The sequence below is a fragment of the Streptomyces sp. SID5469 genome (assembly GCF_009862865.1).
Classification (GTDB): domain Bacteria; phylum Actinomycetota; class Actinomycetes; order Streptomycetales; family Streptomycetaceae; genus Streptomyces; species Streptomyces avermitilis.
This window is the reverse complement of record NZ_WWIN01000001.1, coordinates 6,734,113-6,756,365: the sequence shown is the minus strand read 5'-3', so window position 1 is coordinate 6,756,365 and position 22,253 is coordinate 6,734,113. Positions and strand designations below refer to the sequence as shown.

Sequence of the window (22,253 nt, the reverse complement as noted above, 5' to 3'; positions counted from 1 at the left end):
CTGCCGGTGTCGGCCGGCGCCCGCTCACGCCGAGCGGCCGAACCCGATCGTCGGTACCGCCCGCCGCAGCGGCCACGGGCGCGTCACCTCCGGGATCAGCCCCTCCAGGAACGCGTACCGGCGCAGCGCCGTCGGATCCTGGTCGTCGTACGACTGGACCCGGCGCCACCACGCGGCGATCTCGGACCAGCCGGGGGCCGACAGGGAGCCGCCGAACTCCTGTACGGACAGGGCGGCGATCAGGCCGGCGAAGGCCAGGCGGTCGGCCAGCGGCCAGCCGGCGAGCGTGCCGGTGACGAAGCCCGCCACGAAGACGTCGCCGGCGCCCGTGGGGTCCATGGCCTCGACGGCGATCGCCGGAACCTCCGCGGCCTCGCCGGTACGGCGGTCCACGGCGTACGCCCCGTCGGCGCCGAGGGTGACGACGGCCAGCGGTACGTGCTCGGTCAGCGCGTGCGCCGCCGCCCTCGGGCAGTCGGCGCCGGTGTAGCGCATCGCCTCGTCCGCGTTGGGCAGGAACGCCTCGCAGTGTCCGAGGTCGGCGAGCCCCGCCAGGTCCCAGCGGCCGGTGTCGTCCCAGCCGACGTCCGCGAAGATCCGGGTGCCCTCGCTCGCGGCCTGCGCGATCCAGGGGGCCCGGCTGCCCGGCGCGAGGGAGGCGACCGCGGCCCGTGCCCTGGGCGGGCAGTCCGGTGCGGTCTCCTCGGGGGGCGGCTCGTGGCCGTGGGAGACCATCGTGCGCTCGCCCTCGTACGCCATCGAGACGGTCACCGGCGAGTGCCAGCCGGGCACCGTGCGCGACGGGGAGAGGTCGATGCCCTCGCCCTGGGCGAGCGCGTCCCAGCAGTACTCCCCGTAGTGGTCGTCGCCGAAGGCGGCCGCGAGGGAGGTCTTCAGACCGAGGCGGGCCAGCGCGGTCGCCATGTTCGCGACGCCGCCGGGGCTCGACCCCATCCCGCGGGCCCAGGACTCGGTCCCGCGCACGGGGGCGGAGTCCAGCCCGGTGAAGATGATGTCGAGGAAGACCGGGCCCGTGAGGTAGACGTCCCAGGGCGGGTCGCCCGGGGCGCGCACGGCGGCCAGCGGGTCCACGTGGGTCTGGCGGTGCGGTCCCTCTCCGTTGGACGCGATCACGGTGCGCTCCCTGGGGTGGTGCGGATCCAGGCCAGTGTGCACCAAACGCCTCGCGGGGCGGCGCCGGTCACGCCGGTACCGTCCCGCGGGGCGGAGGGGGCGGAGGCCCCCGCCGGTCCCGGGGGACGGGGCCGGGCGGCCGGTTCCGTTGGCCCTCGGGCCCCCGGGCACGGGGTCCGTTGGCCCCCGGGCACCGGCCCACCGGCCCCCGGATCCACGGCCCCCAAGAACCACCGGCCACGGGCCACCGGCAGCCCCTCAGCCCGCAGCCCGCAGCCCGCAGCCCCGTACCAGCGCGGCACCGCAGGCGTGACCCACCCCGGATCGGCCACGCGCATCGCCGCCGCGTCGTCGCGGTCGCGCAGGGAGCCGTCGTCGTCGAGCCAGCGCCGGTGCAGGAACTCCAGCCGGTCCCGGTCGAGTTCGACGCCGAGGCCGGGCGCGTCGGAGACGGCGAGCTTGCCGCCCTCGAAGGTCAGCCGCTCGGTGAGCACGTCCTCCGACTGCCACGGGTAGTGGGAGTCGCAGGCGTGGTGGAGGTTCGGGACGGTCGACGCGACATGGGTCATCGCGGCGAGGGAGATCCCCAGGTGGGTGTTGGAGTGCATGGAGACGCCGACGCCGAACGTCCGGCAGACGGCGGCCAGTTCACGCGTGTTGCGCAGCCCGCCCCAGTAGTGGTGGTCGGAGAGCACCACCTGGACGGCGTCGCGCGTGAACGCCTCCTTGATCTCGGCGAAGGTCGTCACGCACATGTTGGTGGCGAGCGGCACGGACGTACCCGCGGCCACCTCGGCCATCGCCGGGGTCCCGAGCGCCGGGTCCTCCAGATACTCGAGCACGTCTCCGAGCTCCTCAGCGACCTTCAGCGACGTCCGCACGGACCAGGCCCCGTTGGGGTCGAGCCGCAGCGGCTGCCCGGGAAAGGCCTCGGCGAGCGCCCGTACGGCGGCGATCTCCTCCTCGGGCGGAAAGACACCGCCCTTGAGCTTGAAGGACGTGAACCCGTACCGCTCGGTGAACTTCCGTGCCTGCTCGACGACTCCGGCCGGATCGACGGCGGCCCCCCAGTCGTCCTTCTCGCAGGCGACCCCCTCGGGATGGCCGGCCCACTTGTAGAACAGGTACGCGCTGTACTCGACGGCGTCCCGCACCCGGCCGCCGAGCAGCGCGTGCACGGGCAGCCCGAGGGACTTGCCCAGGGCGTCCAGGCAGGCGACCTCGAACCCGGAGACGACGGACAGCCGCAGCTTGTCGGCGGTCTGCACGCCCCGCAGCCCGCCGACGTCGACCTGGTGGTCGACCCGGGCCTGATCGACGGCGACCTCGTCGGCGACGGTGAACAGCCCGTTGAGATCGGACACCTGACGGCCGATCACCTTGTCCGCGAACGGCCGGGCCAGCTCCAGGTACTTGCCGTCGCCGTACGTCTCACCCACTCCGGTGAGCCCGTCCGCGGTCACCACTTCCACGATCAGCCGGGGGGTGTACGGCTGGTGCACGCCCTGGGTGTTGAGGAGGGGCGGGTCGGCGACCAGGATCGGGGTCAGCCGGACTTCGGTGATGGTCAGGTCGCGGGTCACAGGGCGGCTCCTACGAGGTCGAGTCCGGTGCTCAGGAGGGAGGTGAGGTCGGCGAGATCGGCGGCCGAGGGGTCGGTGAGGGGGGCGCGTACGGGCCCCACCGGCCGGCCGCGCAGCCGGGCGGCCGCCTTCACCAGCGACACGCCGTAGCCGGGCACCCGGTCGCGCAGCTCGACGAACGGAACGTAGAACTCACGCAGCAGCTTCTCCACCGCCTTGCCGTGCCCGTCCCGCAGGGCCGCGTGGAAGGCGCCGGCGATCTCGGGGGCGAAGGCGTGCACGGCGGACGAGTAGGCGGGGACGCCGACGGCCGCGTAGGCACGTGCCTGGATCTCGGCGGTGGCAGCCCCGTTGAAGAACAGGAACCCTTCGGGCGCGGCCAGGGTGAGGCGCTGCAACCGGTCGAGATCGCTGTGCCCGTCCTTGAGCCCGACGACCCCCGGAATCCGGGCGATGCGCCGCAGCGACTCGACGCTGTAGGTGACCTGACCACGCTGGTACGCGATGAGCGGCAGCCGGGTCCGCTCCGCCAGCCGCTCCAGCTGCCCGACGAGCCCGTCCTGCGGCGCGGCGACGAGGTAGTGGGGCAGCACGAGCAGGGCATCGGCCCCCGCGTCCTCGGCGATCCGCGCGAACCGGGCGGCCTGGGCCCACCCGTACCCCGTACCGGCGACGACCGGGACCCGCCCCGCGGTCAGCTCGACCGCCGCGGTCACTACCTGCCGGTACTCGTCCTCGTCCAGCGAGAAGAACTCGCCGGTGCCGCAGGCGGGGAAGACGGCGCCGGGTCCAGCGGCGAGCTGCGTCTCCAGGTGCGCGCGGAAGCCGTCGAGGTCGAGGGAGCCGTCGTCGTGGAAGCTCGTCAGCGGGAACGACAGCACCCCGCGGGCCATCCCGCCGCGCAGCCGCTCGACGACGGCCGCCGTACCGGTATCGGTATCGGGACCGGTGCCCGTGCCCGTATCCGTGTCCGTATCCGTGTCCGCGCTCACCCTCACCGCCGTCATCATCTCCGGATCATCTCCGTATGTAGATGTCATCCATATATGGAGATGGAGATTAGATACGCGAACACCGACCGTCAATGGCGCCTCGCCCCCGCGTTTACGATCGCCGCATGCCGGAACCCACGGACGAGCGCGGCGTGCGCGAGGTCAAGTCGGCCGCGCGCACGGTCGACCTGCTGGAACTCCTTGCCGCCCGCGGCGACCGCCCCGCGCGCCTGACGGAACTCGCGGACGAACTCGACGTCCCCCGCAGCTCGATGTACGCACTGCTCCAGACCCTCGTCACCCGGGGCTGGGTCCGCACGGACGTCACGGGTTCCCTGTACGGCATCGGCATCCACGCCCTGCTGACGGGCACGAGCTATCTGGACTCCGACCCGCGCGTCCGCGTCGTACGCCCCTACCTCGACGAGGCCTCGGAGGCGCTCGGCGAGACGATCCACCTGGGACGCCTCGACGGCACCGACGTGGCGTACCTGGCCACGCGCGAGTCGCACGAGTACCTGCGCACGATCAGCCGGGTGGGCCGCCGTCTCCCCGCCCACGTCGGCGCCCTGGGCAAGGCGCTCCTGGCGGAACGCCCCGACGAGGCACTGCCCGAGGGCCCGTACGAGCAGGCCACACCCCACACGCTCACGACCCGCGAGGCCCTCGCCGCCGACCTGGCCCGCACCCGGGCCCGCGGCTACTCCGTCGACCGCGAGGAGGGCGTCCTCGGCATCGTCGGCTTCGGCTTCGCCCTGCGCTACGACACTCCCGCCCAGGACGCGATCAGCTGCTCGGTGCCGGTGGCCCGGCTGACCCCGGCACACGAGGAGCAGATCGTGACGGTGATGCGCGACATCCGGGCGAAGGCGGAGGCGGCGGCCCCGGGCCCGGCAGGGGCACCACGCTGGCGGTGACCGGGACTTCGCCGTCCGGCACCCCGGCCCGGCCCCGGCCGCCCACCAGCCAAAACGGGCGCATTTACCCGGCTACCCCCACCCCAAACGCAATGTGCCCCACATCACACCCCCCGCCCTTCTCCCCCCACCGCGTGCTTGATACAAATTGCCCGCGCGTTCCTGTCCGTCGACGGGCGTCGCCCAACCCCCCTTCTTGAGCCGCTCATTTCGCATGCCCTGGGAACGCCCGTGTCCGCCCGCACCACCACGCCCTGGCCCCTCGTCGCCCTTTTCACGGCCGGGTACCTCGCCGCGTACCTGCTGCCGACCACCGTCGGCAGACTCGACGCCGGTCTCCCCCTCTCCGCCACCCAAGCCGGTTCCATCGGCAGCGCCCTGCTGCTGAGTTCGGCCACCGCCGGCTTCGTCCTCGCCGCCAAGGTGGACCGCTTCCCCGGCGGTCCCCGGCGCCTCGCCCGCGCCGGCCTCCTTCTCGCCGCCGCCGGCTACGGCACCGCCGCCCTCACCCACACCGTCCCCGCGGTCATCGCGGGAGCGGTCCTCGGCGGGCTCGGCTCCGGCACCGCCACCACCGTGGCGGCCACCGGAATCGCCGCCCGGCACGACCCCCACCGCGCCTCCACCCTCGGCCTCCTGAGCGTCTCCGCCCTGGCCGGCGCGCTTTATCTGACGATCCCTCACCTCGGCCCGGGCCACGGCCTCCCGCTCGCCGCGCTCGCCCTCACCGCACTGCTCACCTGGCCCGCCACCCACCGTCTCCCCGCCACCGCACCCACCCCGCACACCGCGCCCCGCGGGACGGGCCGCCTGCCCCACCCCCGTTCGGGCCTGCTGCTCGCCACGGGCATCCTGTTCTGGTCCCTCTCCCAGAACTCCCTGTGGGGTGTCAGCGGCCGCATCGGCCTCACCCAGGCCGGCCTCACCGAGGTCACGGTCGGCGCGGTCTTCGCGGCAGCGCTCGGCGCGGGACTCCTCGGCGTGTCGGCCGCGGGCGCGCTCGGCCCGCGGCTGGGCCGCGCCCTGCCCATCGGCGCCGGCACCGCGCTCATCGCGGTGTGCATCGCCGTCAGCGCCTCCGCCACCGATCTCCGCACCTTCGCGACGGGCGAGATCGCCTGGAACGCGCTCTACCCGGTCGTGCTGTCGTACCTGATCGGCCTGGCCGCCTCGCTCGACCCGCGCGGCCGCTGGGCGGTCCTGGTCGGCTCCGCCTCCTCGCTCGGCACGGCGGCGGGCCCCCTCGCCGGCAGCCTGCTCTCCGCGCGGGCGGGCTACCCCGCCATGGGCGCGATCCTGGCCGTCGGCCTGCTGGTGGTCGCCCTGCCGCTGACCGCCGTGGCCCTGCACACCGGCGGCCGCCCGCTCCTGCCCAGCACGATCCGCCGCCGCGGCGGCGCCCCGGCGCAGCCGGCGGTCCTGGAGATCCCCCTGGACACACCGGCCGTGCCGAACCGGGGCGCGTACGACACAGCAGGGCCCCGGCAGGCAGCAGCCGCACCGGGGCCCGGAGCCTCCTGAGAACGCGCCCCGCTACGGCCGGCCCGGGAAGTCGTACGCCTCGACCTCGGCGAGATACCGCGCCCGCCGCTCCTCGTCGTGCTCCAGGAAGGACGCGACGAACGAGTTGCGGGCCAACTCCCGCATCCGTTCCTGGTCCAGCCCCAGCGCGTCCCGTACAGCGTGGAAGTTGTCCGCGACGTACCCGCCGAAGTACGCGGGGTCGTCGGAGTTGACCGTGCACAGCAGCCCGGCGTCCAGCATCGCGGGCAGCGGGTGTTCCGCGAGGACGTCCACGGCGCGCAGCCGCACGTTCGACAGCGGGCACAGCGTCAGCGGCACCCGCTCCCGGACGAGCCGCTCGACGAGCGCGTCGTCCTCCATGCACCGCAGGCCGTGATCGATCCGCTCGACACCCAGCACGTCCAGCGCCTCGGTGATGTACTCGGGCGGCCCCTCCTCCCCGGCGTGCGCGACGCGGCGCAGACCGAGGGCCGCGGCGGCCTCGTACACCTCGCGGAACTTGGCCGGCGGGTGCCCGACCTCGGCGGAGTCGAGACCGATGCCGATGATCCGGTCGAGGTAGGGCTTCGCGGCCTCCAGCGTCTCGAGCGCCGACTCGGCGGACTCGTCCCGCAGGAAGCACATGATCAGCTGGGTGGAGACCCCGTGGTTCTCGGTACTCCTGCCGAGGGCGCGCCACAGCCCCTCGACGACGGTCCCCATCGCCACCCCCCGGGCGATGTGGGCCTGCGGGTCGAAGAAGATCTCCGCGTGCCGCACGCCCTGCGCGGCGGCCCGCGGGAGATACGCGTTCGCGAGGTCCTCGAAGTCCTGCTCGGTCCGCAGCACGGCCATGAGCTCGTAGTACAGGTTCAGGAACGACTGAAGGTCGTCGAACTGATACGCCTTGCGGAGCTCGTCCGTGTGCGCGTACGGCAGCGGGACACCGTTGCGCGCGGCCAGCGCGAAGGCCAGCTCGGGCTCCAGGGTGCCTTCGATGTGGAGGTGCAGTTCAGCTTTGGGGAGGGGCATCGACGTATCGTACGGGCGTTTTAGTGGCGTTTCGGAACCGGCACTCGCAGCAGATCGTGCGCCACGGTCAGCTCACCCTCGAACCCGCCGGCCCGCGCCTCCCGCTCGAATGCGTCGGGGTCGGAGTAGCGCTGGCTGAAGTGGGTCAGTACGAGATGACGTACCCCCGCGTCCTTCGCCACCCGCCCGGCCTGGCCTGCCGTCAGGTGCCCGTGGTCCTCGGCGAGTTGGTGATCCCCGTCGAGGAACGTCGACTCGATGACGAGCATGTCGCACCCCTCGGCGAGCGCGTGCACGCCCTCACACAGCCGCGTGTCCATGACGAACGCGAACCGCTGCCCGTGCCGGACCTCGCTCACGTCCTCGAGCGAGACGCCCCCGATGGCCCCCTCCCGCTGGATCCTCCCGACGTCGGGCCCCTTGATCCCGTGCGCGGCGAGCCGCTCGGGCAGCATCCGCCGCCCGTCGGGCTCGACGAGCCGGTACCCGAAGGACTCGACGGGGTGGGAGAGCCTGCGGGTCTCGAGCACGTACGCGGGCGTGTCGGCGATCACGCCGTCGGCGGCGACCGGCGCCTCGGTGAGCGCCACGGTCTCCCGGTACGCCGTGGCGTACCGCAGCCGTTCGAAGAACCGCTGCCCGGAGCCCGGATAGTGCGCGGTGATCTCGTGCGGCACCCGGTCGAGGTTGATCCGCTGGATGACCCCGGCGAGCCCCAGCGAATGGTCCCCGTGGAAGTGCGTGACACAGATCCGGTGCAGATCGTGCGCGGCGACCCCCGCGCGCAGCATCTGCCGCTGGGTGCCCTCGCCGGGGTCGAAGAGGATGCCCTCGCCGTCCCAGCGCAGCAGATAGCCGTTGTGGTTGCGATGCCGGGTGGGAACCTGGCTCGCGGTGCCGAGGACCACCAACTCACGTACGGACATGTCGAGTTACCCGGGCGGCCACTGCATGCCGCGCCCGCCGATGACGTGGGCGTGGGCGTGGAAGACGGTCTGTCCGGCGCCGCTGCCGGTGTTGAAGACGACCCGGTAGCTCTCGAGCTTCTCGTCCCGGGCGACCTCGCCGGCCTCGCGGAGCACATCGGCGGCGATCGCCGGTTCGGCGGCGGCGAGGGCGGCGGCGTCGGGGTGGTGCACCTTGGGGATGACCAGCACGTGGGTCGGTGCCTGGGGGTTTATGTCGCGGAAGGCGACGGTGGTCTCCGTCTCCCTCACGAGGGTCGCCGGAATGTGCCCCGCGACGATCTTGCAGAACAGGCAGTCGTCCTGCGGCTCTCCCGCCATGTGCGTGCCTCCCTCGAACCGGATGATCGTTACCTCGGCATCGTATCGAGCGCGGGGGGCGACCACTCCCAAGGGCGGTCACCCCGGCGCCGCGTGCGCTACGACTCCGGCAACGACGGGGCCGTCTTCGCCGGGTTCTCCTCGAGGGCGGCCAGGGCGATCCGGATCGCCTCGTCGAGCTGGACGTCCCGGCCGGCCGCGTGGTCCTGCGGGGTCTGGACGACCTCGACGTCCGGGTCGACGCCGTGGTTCTCCACGCCCCAGCCGTAACCCTCCAGCCAGAACGCGTACTTGGGCTGGGTGACCAGCGTCCCGTCGACCAGCCGGTACCGGCTGTCGATCCCGACCACGCCGCCCCACGTCCGCGTGCCGACCACGGGTCCGATCCCCAGGGCCTTGATCGCCGCGTTGACGATGTCGCCGTCGGATCCGGAGAACTCGTTGGCGACGGCGACGACCGGTCCGCGCGGCGCGTCCTCGGGGTAGCTGTACGGCCGCATCCCGCGCGGCAGGTCCCACCCCACGATCCGGCGCGCCAGCTTCTCGACGACCAGCTGGGAGGTGTGGCCGCCGCGGTTCTCGCGGACGTCCACGACCAGTCCCTGCCGGGCGACTTCGATGCGCAGGTCGCGGTGGAGCTGCGCCCATCCGGAGCCGACCATGTCGGGCACGTGCAGGTACCCGAGCCGTCCGCCGGACTTCTCGTGGACGTACGCCCGCCGGTCGGCGACCCACGCGTGGTACCGCAGCGGCTCCTCGTCCGCGATGGGCACCACGACCGCGTGCCGCGGATCCCCGCCGCCGGACGGCGAGATCGTCAGCTCGACCGGCTTGCCCGCCGTCCCGACGAGCAGCGGCCCCGGCCCGGTCACGGGGTCGACCGGCCGCCCGCCGACGGCGATGACCGCGTCCCCGGCCCGCACCGCGACGCCCGGCGCGGCCAGCGGGGCGCGGGCGTCGGGGTCGGAGGTCTCCGAGGGCAGCACCCGGTCGACGCGCCAGCTCCCGTCCTCGTGCCGGGAGATGTCCGCCCCGAGCAGCCCCTGCTGCCGGTCGCCGGCCCAGCCTCCGCCCGCGGGGGAGACATAGGCGTGCGAGGTGCCGAGCTCGCCCTGTACCTCCCAGAGCAGATCGACCAGGTCGTCGTGTGTCGCGACCCGTTCGAGGACCGGCCGGTAGCGTGCCAGTACGCCCTCCCAGTCGACCCCGGCCAGGTCGGGCCGCCAGAAGTTGTCCCGCATGAGGCGGCCCGCCTCGTCGTACATCTGCCGCCACTCGGCGGCCGGGTCGACGGTCTGCCGTACCCGGGACAGGTCCACCGTGATGTTGGTGTCGCTCTCGTCGTCGTTCGAGGCGCGGCGGTCGCTGGGTACGACCTTGAGCTTGCCGTCGGTCCACAGCAGGACCCGTTTGCCGTCGCCGCTGACCGCGAGGTGGTCGGCGTCCGCGGCGAGGTGCTCGATGCGCTGCTGGGCGAGGTCGTAGCGTTCGAGTTCGGTCTTCGGGTCCGGGTCGTCCGGGGTGGCGCGGGAGGCGCCCAGCACTCCGCGTACCGGGTGGCGCAGCCACAGCACGCCGTCCTTGGCGGCCCGCAGGCCCGAGTAGCGGGCGGCCTCGACGGGGAACGGCACGATGCGGTCGCCGAGCCCGTCCAGGTCGATCCGGGTGCTCGGGGCGCCTTCGCTGTCGGGCGTCTCGTCCTTGTCGGGCGCGTCGAAGGGGCGTCCGTGCCGCTGCGGCCCGAAGGGGGACGGGGTGGTGGCGGCGAGGGTGATCAGATGCGGGCGCGAGCCGCCGACGAAGGCGAGGTCGAAGACGTGCTCGTCGTAGACCGGGTCGAAGGAGCGTGCCGACAGGAAGGCGAGGTGCTTGCCGTCGAGCGTGAACGCGGGCGCGTAGTCCCGGAACCGCAGCGGCGTCGCCTCGGTCACCGACAGGTCGGCGGTGTTGGCGAGCTTGAGCTGGCGCAGCGGTCGCGGACCGGGGTGCGACCAGGCCAGCCACGCCGAGTCGGGTGAGAAGACGAGGCCGGTGACGTCCCCGTCCTCGCTGCGGTCGACCTCCCGCACCTCTCCGGTCTCCTGTTCGACGAGCAGCACCCGCCCGTCGTGCGAGGCGACGGCGGCCCGGCTGCCGTCGGGGGCCATCGCGAGCCCGACGACACGGCCGAGCTGCCCGGCGGCGAGCCGGCGCGGGATGGCGCCGGGCGCGGCACCGGTCGCCGGGGCGAACTCCAGGGCGTCCTCGCCCTCGGCGTCCGTCACCCACACCACGTGCTCCTCGCCGTCCACGCGGAAGGTGCGCGGCAGCCGGGCGCGTACGCCGTGTTCGGCGGCGAGGGCGCGGGCGGGCCCGGAGCGGTGGGTGACCCAGTGGACGGCGCCGCGGACGGAGATCGCGCTGCCGCGTCCGGTGTGGTCGGGCGCGGCGGCCCCGAACCAGCGGGCCGCGCTCACGGGGTGCGGCTGGAGGTCGGCGCGCTGTCCGCCGAGCCGGATGTCGAGGCGTCGCGGCTCGGCCCCGTCGAGGTCGTCGAGGAGCCACAGCTCACCGGCCGAGGAGTAGACGACGCGGGTGCCGTCGGTGGCCGCGTGCCGGGCGTAGAAGCCGTCGATCGGGGTGTGCCGGCGCAGGTCCGAGCCGTCCGCGAGGGAGGAGTACAGCGCCCCGACGCCTTCGTGGTCGGAGAGGAACGCGACGCGCTCTCCCACCCAGGACGGGTACTCGATGTTCCCGTCCAGGTCCGCGTGGAGGCGTACGAACTCGCCGGCCTCTTCCCCCTCGGCGTCCCGGTCGATCCACAGCTTGCCCGCCGTACCGCCGCGGTAGCGCTTCCACCAGGCCGCCTCGCGCCCCATGGGAGCGGACAGCAGGAGGACGCCGGGGCCGCCGTACGAGACGTCGCCGACGGGCCCGTACGGCAGGGTGGTCGCGGGGCCGCCGTCGAGCGGGACGGCGCGGGCCCAGCTGCGGCGCAGTGAGGCCTGCCCGACCGTGCTGATGGCGAGCACCTGTCCCGCTGGGGTCCAGCCGCGCACCTGGGTCCTCGAACTGCCCCAGTGGGTGAGGCGTCGGGCGGGGCCGCCGTCGACCGGGGCGATGTGCACCTCGGGGGCGCCGTCGCGGGTGGAGGTCCAGGCGACGGTCGTGCCGTCGGGGGAGATACGGGGGTGGGTCACCGGAACGTTGTCGGCGCTCACCCGCCAGGCTCTGCCGCCGTCGAGGGGGGCGACCCACACGTCGTCCTCGGCGGTGAAGGCGACCAACTCGCCATGGAGGTGCGGGAACCGGAGATACGCGGGCGATGCGGGCTGTGTCACCCAATCACCCTAAGCAGCGACCGCGCCCTCGGGGAGGGGTTTGGATCACTTGCCCTCATCGGCTCCGCACGTCACTTCCCCTGGACCGGCCAGCAGGTGGGGTCGCCCTGGCACCAGATGGTCCTCGTCACGGTGACGGTGGGGCCCGGCTGTCCGGGGCTCGGCCGGTAGGTGACGGGCGGGGTGTACGTGGGCGTACTGGCGGCGTCGCAGTTGCCGAGGCCGTTCACGTGGAACCACTCCTTGCCGCCGACCGTGGCGGTGAGGTTTCCGCGGACGCACTTGCCGTCGACCGCGCGGGTGACCTTCCCCTTGACGGTGATCTTCTTGCCGTCCGAGGTCTGCCCCCGGCAGTCGACGGTGGCGACGGTGTTCGTGCTCGCGGTCGGCGAGGACGACTTGCCGGGCGTGTAGGCCTTGTTGCCGTTCCCGTACGTGGCCGTGCAGCTGAGCCAGCGGACGTTCACATGCTGCCGTTCGAGTTCCGTCGTCGCGGTCCGGTCGGTCGTGTACGCCACCGCGGCCGTGCTCAGATCGCCGGGCTGGCACGCGACGGCACCGCCCATGGCGACCACCGCGAGTCCGGCCGCCGCGGCCAGCCGGCGCCCGGGCGGGCGCTGCCCGCGCGATCGCCGCCCGCCTGGACGCTGCGTGAGCGGACGCTGCCTGAGTGGACGCCGCCAAATCAGCCTCAATGCCCCCATGGAGGGCAGCCTCCCACCGTCCCGCGCGTCGCGGTAGACCGCATGCGGCCACTCGGGGCGCGCCCACGTCACAATCGAGTCTCGCCCCGCCCCGCCCACCCGTGCCCTCGGGGTCCTTGAGGTGGGCGCCGCGCCTGCGGTCGGTCATGGGTGCAGGCAGGCGGCACAGTCCGCGACGAGCAGCCGTACTTGGGCGAGTTCCACGCTGTCCCCCGCGGAGGTCAGGACCAGCGGCCCGTACGGGCGAGCAGCAGCGCCGTCGCCACGGTCCCGGCGGTCGATGTGCGCAGCACGGTGCGCCCCAGGTGGAACGTCTTCGCGCCCACCCCGGTGAAGAGTTCGATCTCCTCGGGAGAGATCCCGCCCTCGGGGCCGACCACCAGCACGATCGACCCGGACGTGGGCAGTTGGGCCGTCGCGAACGGCTCGGTGCCGTGCTCCGTGTCCTCGTGCAGCACCGCCGCCAGATCCGCCGTGGCGAGAAGTGCGGCGACCTGCTTGCTCGTCATCGCGCCCGCGACCTCGGGGAAGCGGACCCGGCGGGACTGCTTGCCGGCCTCGCGCGCCGTCGACCGCCATTTGGCGAGCGCCTTCTGGCCCCGGTCGCCCTTCCACTGCGTGATGCAGCGGGCGGCCGCCCACGGGACGATCGCGTCGACGCCGGTCTCGGTCATGGTCTCGACGGCCAGTTCGCCCCGGTCGCCCTTGGGCAGGGCCTGGACGACGGTGATGCGCGGCTCCTCCGGCGGCTCCTCGGTCACCGAGTCCATCTGGACGATCAGCCGGTCCTTGCCCTCGGTGCCGAGCACCACGCAGTCCGCCCACCGTCCGGCCCCGTCCGTGAGGACGACGTCCTCACCGGGCCGCAGCCGCTTCACGGAGACGGCGTGCCGTCCTTCGGCGCCGTCGAGCACGTAGTGTCCGCCACCGCCCGCGTTGAAATGCTCGACCACGAACACCGGTGCGGTCATCGCGCGCCACCGCCCGACAACGCTGTCTTCGCGGCCTCGACCTCGTCGGCCAGGGTCCGCACCAGCTGTCCGGCGGGCAGTTCGCGGGCCATGCGGTGGCCCTGGCCGGCCCACAGCGCCATGCCCTGCGCGTCGCCCGCCTTGGCCGCCGCCTTGCGCAGCGGCGAGGTGAGGTGGTGGACCTCGGGGTAGGCGGCGGGCGCGTACGGCCCGTGCTCGCGCATGAAGCGGTTGACCAGGCCGCGCGCCGGACGCCCGGAGAACGCGCGGGTCAGCTCCGTGCGGACGAAGAGCGGGTTGGTCAGCGCCTGCTTGTGCAGGGCGTTGGCGCCGGACTCGGGCGTGGCGACGAACGCCGTGCCGAGCTGGGCGGCGCTCGCGCCGGCCGCGAGGACGGCGGCGATCTGGCTGCCCCGCATGATGCCGCCGGCGGCGACGATCGGGAGCGTCACGGCCTCGCGGACCTGCGCGAGGAGCGAGAGGAGGCCGATCCCCGCCCCGTCCGCCTCCGGGTTGTCGCGGTGGGTGCCCTGGTGGCCGCCGGCCTCCACGCCCTGGACGATCACCGCGCCGGCGCCCGCGCGCTGCACGGCGAGGGCCTCGTCGACGGTGGTCGCGGTGACCAGGGTGAAGGTTCCCGCGCGGGCGAGGGCCTCCAGGACGTCGCGGGCGGGGCAGCCGAAGTGGAAGGAGGCGACCGGCACCGGGTTGTCGAGGAGGACGGCGAGCTTGGCGTCGTAGCCGTCGTCGCGGCCGCTGTCGGGATCGCCGAGCTCGGTCTCGTACCAGGACGCCTCGCCGGCGAGCTGGTTGGCGTAGACCTCGACGGCGGCGGGGTCCGCCTGCTCGGGCTGCGGCATGAAGAGGTTCACGCCGAAGGGGCGGCCGGTCAGCCCGCGTAGCTGCTTGATCTCCTGGTACATGCCGTCGGCGGTCTTGTACCCGGCGGCGAGGAACCCGAGCCCGCCGGCCTCGGACACGGCGGCGGCGAGCTGCGGCACGGAGACGCCGCCCGCCATGGGGGCCTGCACGATCGGATGTGGGAAGAGATCGGTCAGCGCGGAGGACATGACGGCATGTTGTCACGTCCTCCGTACAAGTCCGAATCCGGCCGTGCTGCTGGCATAGGCCGGCGGAATGGGCTCGCGTCAGGCGGCGCGGGCACCGTCCTTCGGGGGCGAGATCAGGCCATCCGGCCCTGCGACCGTACTCGCGCCCCGTCCGTCGGTCCGGGGCGGCAGCCACCGGACCGCACCCATGTCAGCGGCCGTTGAACGCGTCCTTCAGCCGCGAGAACAGTCCCTGCTGCCCCGGCTGGAACTGCCCCGTGGGCCGCTCCTCGCCACGCAGCTTGGCCAGTTCACGCAGCAGGCGCTCCTGCTCGGGGTCCATCTTCGTCGGCGTGGTGACCTCGACGTGGACGATCAGATCGCCCCGGCCGCCGCCCCGCAGATGCGTGATGCCCCGGCCGTGCAGCGGGATCGACTGACCGGACTGCGTGCCCGGGCGGATGTCGACCTCCTCCATGCCGTCCAGCGTCTCCAGCGGGACCTTCGTGCCGAGGGCCGCCGCCGTCATCGGGATCGTGACCGTGCAGTGCAGGTCGTCGCCGCGCCGCTGGAAGGTCTGGTGCGGCAGCTCGTGGATCTCGACGTACAGATCACCGGCCGGACCGCCGCCGGGGCCGACCTCGCCCTCGCCCGCGAGCTGGATCCGTGTGCCGTTGTCGACACCGGCCGGGATCTTCACGGTCAGGGTCCGGCGGGAACGCACCCGGCCGTCGCCCGCGCACTCCGGGCACGGCGTCGGAACGACCGTGCCGAAGCCCTGGCACTGGGGGCAGGGGCGGGACGTCATGACCTGGCCCAGGAAGGACCGCGTCACCTGCGAGACCTCACCGCGGCCGCGGCACATGTCACAGGTCTGCGCGCTCGTCCCCGGGGCGGCACCCTCGCCGCTGCACGTCGTACAGACGACGGCCGTCTCGACCTGGATGTCCTTCGTCGTGCCGAAGGCCGCCTCGTCGAGCTCGATCTCCACCCGGATCATGGCGTCCTGGCCCCGGCGGGTGCGCGAGCGCGGTCCGCGCTGCGACGCCGTGCCGAAGAACGCGTCCATGATGTCGGAGAAGTTGCCGAAGCCACCGGCGCCGAAGCCGCCCGCGCCTCCGCCGCCGCTCTGCGAGAGCGGGTCACCGCCGAGGTCGTAGACCTGCTTCTTCTGCGGGTCCGACAACACCTCGTAGGCGGCGTTGATCTCCTTGAAGCGCTCCTGCGTCTTCGGATCGGGATTGACATCCGGGTGCAGCTCGCGAGCGAGCCGCCGGAATGCCTTCTTGATCTCGTCCTGAGACGCGTCGCGGCGCACGCCGAGTACGGCGTAGTAGTCCGTGGCCACTTACGACTCCGCCAGGATCTGTCCGACGTACCGTGCCACTGCGCGTACCGCTCCCATCGTTCCCGGGTAATCCATGCGGGTCGGTCCGACCACGCCGAGTTTGGCTACTGCCTCGTCGCCCGAACCGTAGCCGACGGAGACCACGGACGTGGAGTTGAGTCCCTCATACGCGTTCTCGTGACCGATCCGTACGGTCATGCCCGAATCCCCGGCCGAACCAAGCAACTTGAGGAGCACGACCTGCTCCTCCAGCGCCTCGAGGACCGGCCGGATCGTGAGAGGGAAGTCATGTCCGAAGCGGGTGAGATTGGCGGTGCCGCCGATCATCAGCCGCTCCTCGGTCTCCTCGACGAGCGTCTCCAGAAGAGTGGAGAGCACGGTCGTGACCGTACCCCGGTCCTCGGGATCGAACGCCTCGGACAGGTCCTGCACGAGCTGCGGCACGTCCGCGAAGCGACGGCCGGCGACCCGGCTGTTGAGCCGCGCGCGCAGATCCGCGAGGGACGTCTCCCCGAACGGCGCCGGGCAGTCGATCATCCGCTGCTCGACCCGGCCCGTGTCCGTGATCAGTACCAGCATCACGCGCGCGGGGGCGAGCGACAGCAGCTCCACGTGCCGCACGGTGGACCGCGTCAGCGACGGGTACTGCACGACGGCGACCTGCCGGGTGAGCTGCGCCAGCAGCCGCACGGTCCGGCCGACGACATCGTCGAGATCGACGGCGCCGTCGAGGAAGTTCTGAATCGCGCGCCGCTCGGGCCCGGTCATCGGCTTGACGCCCGCGAGCTTGTCGACGAAGAGGCGGTAGCCCCTGTCCGTGGGGATGCGGCCCGCACTGGTGTGCGGCTGCGCGATGTAGCCCTCGTCCTCCAGCGCCGCCATGTCGTTGCGCACGGTCGCCGGGGAGACTCCGAGGTTGTGCCGCTCGGTGAGCGCCTTGGAACCCACCGGCTCCTCGGTGCCGACGTAGTCCTGGACGATGGCGCGCAGCACCTCGAGCCTGCGTTCACTGAGCATCGCGCACACCTCCAGTCGTCCGCTCGCCGTTTCTCCTGGCACTCAGCGCGCGCGAGTGCCAGCATCCCCGCGCCCAGTGTACGGCTGTGAGGTACGGCCCCGGCAAGGGCGGTCCTGCGAAGTCGTGCCGAGGTGACCGACCTGTCCGGTGGTGTCCTGCCGGGCGGGGCGGCTGGGGCTAGCGTCTCCGTATGCGGGTGACTTGGGAAGAGGCGGGATGGGAGAGCGTGGCGCCGTTCGTCGGGCGGCGCCGGCTTCCGGGGTGGGACTGCACGGTCGGGCTGGTGATCGGCGACAGCGCGGCCCTCATGATCGACGCGGGGTCGAGTCTGCGGGAGGGCGCGCTGCTGCGGGCGGAGGCGCAGCGGCTGCTGGGACCCGGCCGCCGTGTGACGCATCTCGCGCTCACACACCCCCATTTCGATCATGTCTTCGGCGCGGCGGCGTTCTCCGGGGTGGAGGTCTTCGGCGCGGTCGGCCTGGACACGGCCCTCGCGCACGGCCGCGAGGAGCTGCGCGCGGACGCCGTGCGCAACGGCCTGGACCCGCGCGCGGCGGAGGGGGCCGCGGACCTGCTCGTACGCCCCCGCCACCATGTCTTCGGCGAGTGGACCCTGGACCTGGGCGGCGAGGTGCAGGTGCTGCTGGCGAACGTGGGTCCCGGTCACACGGCGTACGACCTGGCCGTCCTGGTGTCCTCCTCGCCGGAGGTCGTCTTCTGCGGCGACCTGGTGGAGGAGTCGGGCGAGCCCCAGGCAGGGCCGGACGCGATCCCGTCACACTGGCCGGCGGCCCTGGACCGGCTGCTGGACCTGGGCGGACAGGACGCTGTGTACGTCCCCGGCCACGGAGCCACGGTGGACGCGGCATTCGTCCGGACCCAGCGGGACGAACTGGCGGCCCGCTTCGGCATCGCGTAGCGACCCGCTTCGGGACGGCGTGGGCACGCCGGATTGCGGGACTCCCGGCGTGTCGGGGCGCCCCGCTCCTCCGTCTCCCGCCGCGCTTCTCCTATCGTCATGCGAATGCGCCAGTACTCGCCGGATCTGACCCCGCCGTGGAAGAAGCCCAAGCCCGTGCCCGAGGTCCCGGCGGACCCGGGTCTGGTGGTGGAGGAGCCCGGCACCGGCTTCTGCGGGGCGGTGATCCGCTGCGAGGCGGGCACGGTGACGCTGGAGGACCGCTTCGGCAAGCACCGGGTGTTCCCGCTGGAGCCGCGGGGCTTTCTGCTGGAGGGCCGCGTGGTGACCCTCGTCCGCCCGTCCGGCAACGCTCCCGTACGCCCCACCCGTACCGCCTCCGGTTCGGTGGCCGTCCCCGGCGCCCGCGCCCGGGTGGCCCGCGCCGGCCGCATCTACGTCGAGGGCCGCCACGACGCGGAGCTGGTCGAGAAGGTGTGGGGCGACGATCTGCGCGTCGAGGGGGTGGTGGTGGAGTACCTGGAGGGCGTCGACGACCTGCCACGGATCGTCACGGACTTCGCCCCGGGCCCGGACGCGCGCCTCGGCATCCTGGTCGACCACCTGGTCCCCGGCACCAAGGAGTCCCGCATCGCGGAGTCGGTGACGAGCGAGTACGCCTTGGTGGTGGGCCACCCCTACATCGACGTGTGGGAGGCGGTGAAGCCGGCGTCGGTCGGCATCCAGTCCTGGCCCCGTGTCCCCCACGGCCAGGACTGGAAGAAGGGCGTGTGCCGCGCGCTCGGCTGGCCGGAGAACACGGGCGCGGCCTGGCAGCACATCCTGTCCCGCGTGCGCTCCTACAAGGATCTGGAGCCGGAGCTCCTGGGCCGGGTGGAGGAGCTGATCGACTTCGTCACGGCCGGAGGTCCGGCCTGACCCCCGGACAAGCGCCGGACCCCGGCCGCCGACGGCTCAGTCCACCAGGTCCCTGACCACCGCGTCCGCGAGCAGCCGCCCCCGCAGCGTGAGAACGGCGTGGCCGGCGTCGTACGGGCCGGGCTCCAGGAGGCCGTCCGACAGTGCCCGGCGGGAGGCGGCCAGGCCGTCGGGGCGGAGCAGCGACAGCGGGCAGCCCTCACGCAGCCGCAGTTCGAGAAGAACGCGTTCGACGCGGCGGTCCTCCTCGGAGAGGAGTTCGCGTCCGGCGCCCGGGGACTTCCCCGCCGCCAGGGCGCCCGCGTAGGCCCCCGGGTGCTTCACGTTCCACCAGCGCACCCCGCCCACGTGGCTGTGCGCGCCGGGTCCCGCGCCCCACCAGTCGGCGCCCCGCCAGTACAGCTCGTTGTGCAGGCAGCGGCCCGCCTCGGAGGTGGCCCAGTTCGACACCTCGTACCAGTCGAAGCCCGCCGACGACAGGATCTCGTCGGCGATCAGGTACCGGTCGGCGTGGACGTCGTCGTCCGTCATCGGGACCTCGCCGCGGCGGATGCGGCGGGCGAGCTGTGTGCCCTCCTCGACGATCAGGGCGTACGCGGAGATGTGGTCCGGGCCCGCGCCGAGCGCCGCGTCCAGCGAGGCCCGCCAGTCGTCGTCCGTCTCCCCCGGTGTGCCGTAGATCAGGTCCAGGTTGACGTGGTCGAAGCCCGCCGCCCGCGCCTCCGCGACGCACCGCTCGGGACGGCCGGGCGTGTGCGTGCGGTCGAGCACCTTCAGTACGTGCTGCCGGGCGCTCTGCATGCCGAAGGAGACACGGTTGAAGCCGCCGGCCCGCAGGGTCGCGAGGTACGCCGGGTCCACCGACTCCGGGTTCGCCTCCGTCGTGACCTCCGCGTCGTCGGCGAGGCCGAACTCGTCGCGGACCGCCCCCAGCATCCGTACGAGGTCGTCGGCGGCCAGCAGCGTCGGCGTACCGCCGCCGACGAACACCGTGCGCACCGGGCGGGGGTCGTCACCGAGCACCTTGCGGGCCAGGCGTACCTCGTCGATCAGCGTCTCGGCGTAGTTGTCGCGGGAGGCCAGAACGCCTCCCGTGCCGCGCAGCTCGGTCGCCGTGTAGGTGTTGAAGTCGCAGTAGCCGCAGCGGGTCGCGCAGTACGGCACATGGAGGTAGAACCCGAGGGGACGCTCGGCAGCCCCGGCCAGGGCGTGCGCGGGCAGCGAACCGTCGTCGGGGACGGGTTCGCCGTCGGGAAGTGCGGAAGGCATGCCTTCCATTGTCCAGCACCGGCGGGGATGCCCGTTTACGTTCCTTCTCCCCGGCTCGGTGCTCCGCGCTCCGCCTGTAACACCAGCAGCGCCAGATCGTCCTCCGGCGGGCGCGCCCCGAACTCGTGCACCAGCCGTCTGATGCGTTCCGCGATCAGCTCGGCGCTCAGCCCCGCGCACCCCGCCAGCGCCGCCGCGAGACCGTCGCCGTCGTCGAACTGGTGCGAGCCGCTGCGCCGCTCGGTCACCCCGTCCGTGACGCACAGCAGCGTGTCGGCGGGGTGCAGCTCGAAGGTCTCGCAGGTGTACGTCGCGTCCTCGACGACCCCGAGGAGCGTCTGCGGCTGAGCCACGGGCCGTACGTCGCCGTCCGGGGTCAGCAGCAGCGGCAGCGGATGCCCGGCGGAGGCGAGCGTGCACCGCACCCCGCCCTCGAAGGGGACCAGCTCGCCGTAGAGGAGGGACAGGAAGCGGTTCTGCGGGCCCTCGTCGGCGCCGAGACCGGGTCCGCCCGCCGCCACCAGCGCCCTGGCCGCCGCGTCCGCCGCCTCGGTCGCGTCGTCGAGGAGGAGCTGGTTGAGGCGGTCCAGGACGTCCGCGACCTGGTAGCCCTCGCGCGCCAGGAGCCGCAGCCAGGGCCGGGCGAGCCCGATCACCACGGCGGCCTCGGGCCCCTTGCCCTGCACATCGCCGACGGCGAAGCACCAGCGCCCGTCCCCGGCCGGGAACAGGTCGTAGAAGTCACCGCTGGGTCCGCCCTTGTCGAGCGGCTCGTACACGAGGGCGCTGCGAACCCCGGGGATCTCGGCGACCGCGCCGGGCAGCAGTCCGCGCTGGAGGACCCGGCTGATGGTGGCCTGGCGCGCGTACTGGCGGGCCGCCCCGATGGCGAGGGCCACCCGGCGGCTCAGGTCCTCCACGAGGCCGGTGATCTCGTCGGGGTAGCGCAGCAGCCCGGCCCGCCCGATGACCAACGTGCCGAGCGGACGGCCGCCGGCGATCAGCCGGTACGCGAGCGCCGAGCCGCTCGCGCCGTGCGGGCCCAGTGCCTCGGCGGGCCAGGGCGCGGGCACGGGCCGGGTGCGCACCGACTCGGGCAGCCGGGGCGGGTGCCTCTCCAGCGCCCGGCGCAGGTCCTCGATGCGGTTCTCGCTGCCGTGCCAGACGCGGGCGAGCCGCGGCCCCGGAGCCATGCCCGTCTCGGGGCCGCGCCAGCCCGTCGCCTCGTCCTCCAGCCACACCGCGCACCAGTCGGCGAGCCGCGGTACGAGGAGCTGGCCGGCGAGCGCGGCGACCAGGTCCTCGTCGAGCTGTCCGGCCAGCAGGTCGGAGGCCTCGGCGAGGAAGGAGAGCGCGCCCCGGTTGAGCCAGTCGTGGTCCTGCGTGCCGCGTGGACCGGAGGCCTCGGGGTGGCCGGAATTCTCGGCGAACCCGATACCGAGCCCGATACCGAGCCCGGAATCGAGCCCGGAATCGAGCCCGGAGCGGTCGGGGTGCTCGGGGCCCTCGAAGGGCTCGAAGTGCTCGGAGCCCCCGACGTGCCCGAAATGGCCGGGATACCCGGGGTGCTCCGGCCCGAATATCTCGTCCGCCCGCAGCCCGCGTCCGAGGGAGCGCTCCCCGGCGTACGCCCCGATCCCGTCCTCGACGACCGGTGTCCCCTCGACGGGCAGCACGCCGTCGCCGGCCGGCGCCCCGTCGACAGGCAGCGCCCCGTCGACGGGCAGCCGGGCCCAGACGGTCTTGGCGCCGGTGCGGTACGTGATGCCCCAGGCCTCGGAGAGCGCGGAGACGAGCCGCAGGCCGCGCCCGTACTCGGGCGTGCCGTAAGGGCGTTCGGCGGCCGCGGTGCCGTAGGGGTGGCCCGCGGCTTCGTCCCGTACCGCACGCGAAGGGTGGCGGTCGGAGACCTCGACGACCAGCCCGGCCGGCTCCTCCTCGGACTCGTCGATGCGGCACACCAGGTCGACGTCCGTACCGGCGTGCACGACGGCGTTGGTGACGAGTTCGCTGACCACCACCACGGCGTCGTCGGAGAGCCGGCCGGGCAGTGACGCGGCGCCGGACAGGCCGAGTTCGGCCCAGTCGGCCAGCGCCTCGCGGACGAAGCGGCGGGCGGCGCCGGGCGCGAGAGAACCGCCGGGCAGCGTCGTACGCACAGTCGTGCGCCGTCCCGCCCCCTGGTGCGCGGGCGCGCCGGGGGCGCGGGATACCGCGTCCCGCTGCGTCTCCCGTTGCGTGGGAAAGGCCCCCATGGACAGCTCCCCGAGCAGATCGGACGAATACACCT

17 protein-coding genes and 1 pseudogene are annotated in these 22,253 nt (G+C 73.4%); 4 read left to right on the top strand and 14 right to left on the bottom strand.

Features of this window, described 5'->3' with window-relative positions:
* Nucleotides 1-24: 24 nt before the first annotated feature.
* From GTY58_RS29150 to GTY58_RS29140, 3 genes and pseudogenes are all read right to left on the bottom strand, one after another.
* Nucleotides 25-1,134, bottom strand: a complete 1,110-nt coding sequence (locus GTY58_RS29150; protein ID WP_010986984.1) for a PfkB family carbohydrate kinase — start codon at nt 1,132-1,134, stop codon at nt 25-27.
* 290 nt (nt 1,135-1,424) lie between these two features.
* Nucleotides 1,425-2,717 (bottom strand): annotated as a pseudogene (locus tag GTY58_RS29145) (glucarate dehydratase family protein); the annotation flags it as partial.
* Complete coding sequence (locus tag GTY58_RS29140) at nt 2,714-3,610, bottom strand: 5-dehydro-4-deoxyglucarate dehydratase (RefSeq protein WP_237529588.1); 897 nt, start codon at nt 3,608-3,610, stop codon at nt 2,714-2,716. The gene GTY58_RS29140 and the pseudogene GTY58_RS29145, both read right to left, overlap by 4 nt.
* Nucleotides 3,611-3,834: 224 nt before the next feature.
* Here GTY58_RS29140 and GTY58_RS29135 point away from each other — a divergent pair, with 224 nt between their 5' ends.
* Both GTY58_RS29135 and GTY58_RS29130 read left to right on the top strand, forming a co-directional pair.
* Nucleotides 3,835-4,626 (top strand): IclR family transcriptional regulator, encoded by a 792-nt coding sequence (locus tag GTY58_RS29135; protein WP_010986981.1) that lies wholly within the window; start codon nt 3,835-3,837, stop codon nt 4,624-4,626.
* A 231-nt stretch (nt 4,627-4,857) separates the two neighbouring features.
* Nucleotides 4,858-6,147 (top strand): MFS transporter, encoded by a 1,290-nt coding sequence (locus GTY58_RS29130; protein WP_010986980.1) that lies wholly within the window; start codon nt 4,858-4,860, stop codon nt 6,145-6,147.
* Nucleotides 6,148-6,159: 12 nt separating this feature from the next.
* Here GTY58_RS29130 and GTY58_RS29125 read toward each other — a convergent pair whose 3' ends face one another.
* The 9 genes from GTY58_RS29125 to hrcA all read right to left on the bottom strand — a co-directional run bounded on the left by GTY58_RS29125 (nt 6,160) and on the right by hrcA (nt 16,856).
* Complete coding sequence (locus GTY58_RS29125) at nt 6,160-7,161, bottom strand: adenosine deaminase (protein ID WP_010986979.1); 1,002 nt, start codon at nt 7,159-7,161, stop codon at nt 6,160-6,162.
* Between the two features lie 20 nt (nt 7,162-7,181).
* Nucleotides 7,182-8,087 carry a ribonuclease Z gene (locus GTY58_RS29120; RefSeq protein WP_010986978.1) on the bottom strand — a complete coding sequence of 302 codons (906 nt, stop codon included), beginning with the start codon at nt 8,085-8,087 and terminating at the stop codon, nt 7,182-7,184.
* 6 nt (nt 8,088-8,093) lie between these two features.
* On the bottom strand, nt 8,094-8,447 hold the full coding sequence (locus tag GTY58_RS29115) for a histidine triad nucleotide-binding protein (protein WP_010986977.1): 354 nt from the start codon (nt 8,445-8,447) through the stop codon (nt 8,094-8,096).
* A gap of 98 nt (nt 8,448-8,545) precedes the next feature.
* Nucleotides 8,546-11,767 (bottom strand): S41 family peptidase, encoded by a 3,222-nt coding sequence (locus GTY58_RS29110; protein WP_010986976.1) that lies wholly within the window; start codon nt 11,765-11,767, stop codon nt 8,546-8,548.
* Between the two features lie 71 nt (nt 11,768-11,838).
* Nucleotides 11,839-12,333, bottom strand: a complete 495-nt coding sequence (locus GTY58_RS29105; protein ID WP_037645730.1) for a hypothetical protein — start codon at nt 12,331-12,333, stop codon at nt 11,839-11,841.
* Nucleotides 12,334-12,692: 359 nt separating this feature from the next.
* The gene (locus tag GTY58_RS29100) at nt 12,693-13,442 is read right to left on the bottom strand and encodes a 16S rRNA (uracil(1498)-N(3))-methyltransferase (protein WP_010986974.1); all 750 of its coding nucleotides are present in this window, start codon (nt 13,440-13,442) and stop codon (nt 12,693-12,695) included.
* Nucleotides 13,439-14,512, bottom strand: a complete 1,074-nt coding sequence (locus GTY58_RS29095) for a nitronate monooxygenase (protein WP_010986973.1) — start codon at nt 14,510-14,512, stop codon at nt 13,439-13,441. The genes GTY58_RS29100 and GTY58_RS29095 overlap by 4 nt, the downstream gene beginning before the upstream one ends.
* A gap of 190 nt (nt 14,513-14,702) precedes the next feature.
* On the bottom strand, nt 14,703-15,839 hold the full coding sequence (dnaJ, locus tag GTY58_RS29090; RefSeq protein ID WP_010986972.1) for a molecular chaperone DnaJ: 1,137 nt from the start codon (nt 15,837-15,839) through the stop codon (nt 14,703-14,705).
* Nucleotides 15,840-16,856 (bottom strand): heat-inducible transcriptional repressor HrcA, encoded by a 1,017-nt coding sequence (gene hrcA, locus GTY58_RS29085; protein WP_010986971.1) that lies wholly within the window; start codon nt 16,854-16,856, stop codon nt 15,840-15,842.
* Between the two features lie 191 nt (nt 16,857-17,047).
* On the opposite strand from hrcA, the gene GTY58_RS29080 reads away from it, so the two are divergent.
* Together GTY58_RS29080 and GTY58_RS29075 are read left to right on the top strand one after the other, a co-directional pair.
* Nucleotides 17,048-17,776 carry an MBL fold metallo-hydrolase gene (locus tag GTY58_RS29080; RefSeq protein WP_010986970.1) on the top strand — a complete coding sequence of 243 codons (729 nt, stop codon included), beginning with the start codon at nt 17,048-17,050 and terminating at the stop codon, nt 17,774-17,776.
* Between the two features lie 105 nt (nt 17,777-17,881).
* On the top strand, nt 17,882-18,694 hold the full coding sequence (locus tag GTY58_RS29075) for a DUF3097 domain-containing protein (RefSeq protein WP_010986969.1): 813 nt from the start codon (nt 17,882-17,884) through the stop codon (nt 18,692-18,694).
* 36 nt (nt 18,695-18,730) lie between these two features.
* Here the strand turns inward: GTY58_RS29075 and hemW are convergent, their stop codons facing one another.
* Nucleotides 18,731-19,963, bottom strand: a complete 1,233-nt coding sequence (gene hemW, locus GTY58_RS29070; protein ID WP_010986968.1) for a radical SAM family heme chaperone HemW — start codon at nt 19,961-19,963, stop codon at nt 18,731-18,733.
* A 35-nt stretch (nt 19,964-19,998) separates the two neighbouring features.
* A complete protein-coding gene (locus GTY58_RS29065) occupies nt 19,999-22,218 on the bottom strand; it encodes a SpoIIE family protein phosphatase (RefSeq protein WP_010986967.1) in 2,220 nt (739 codons plus the stop codon).
* Nucleotides 22,219-22,253 lie beyond the last annotated feature (35 nt).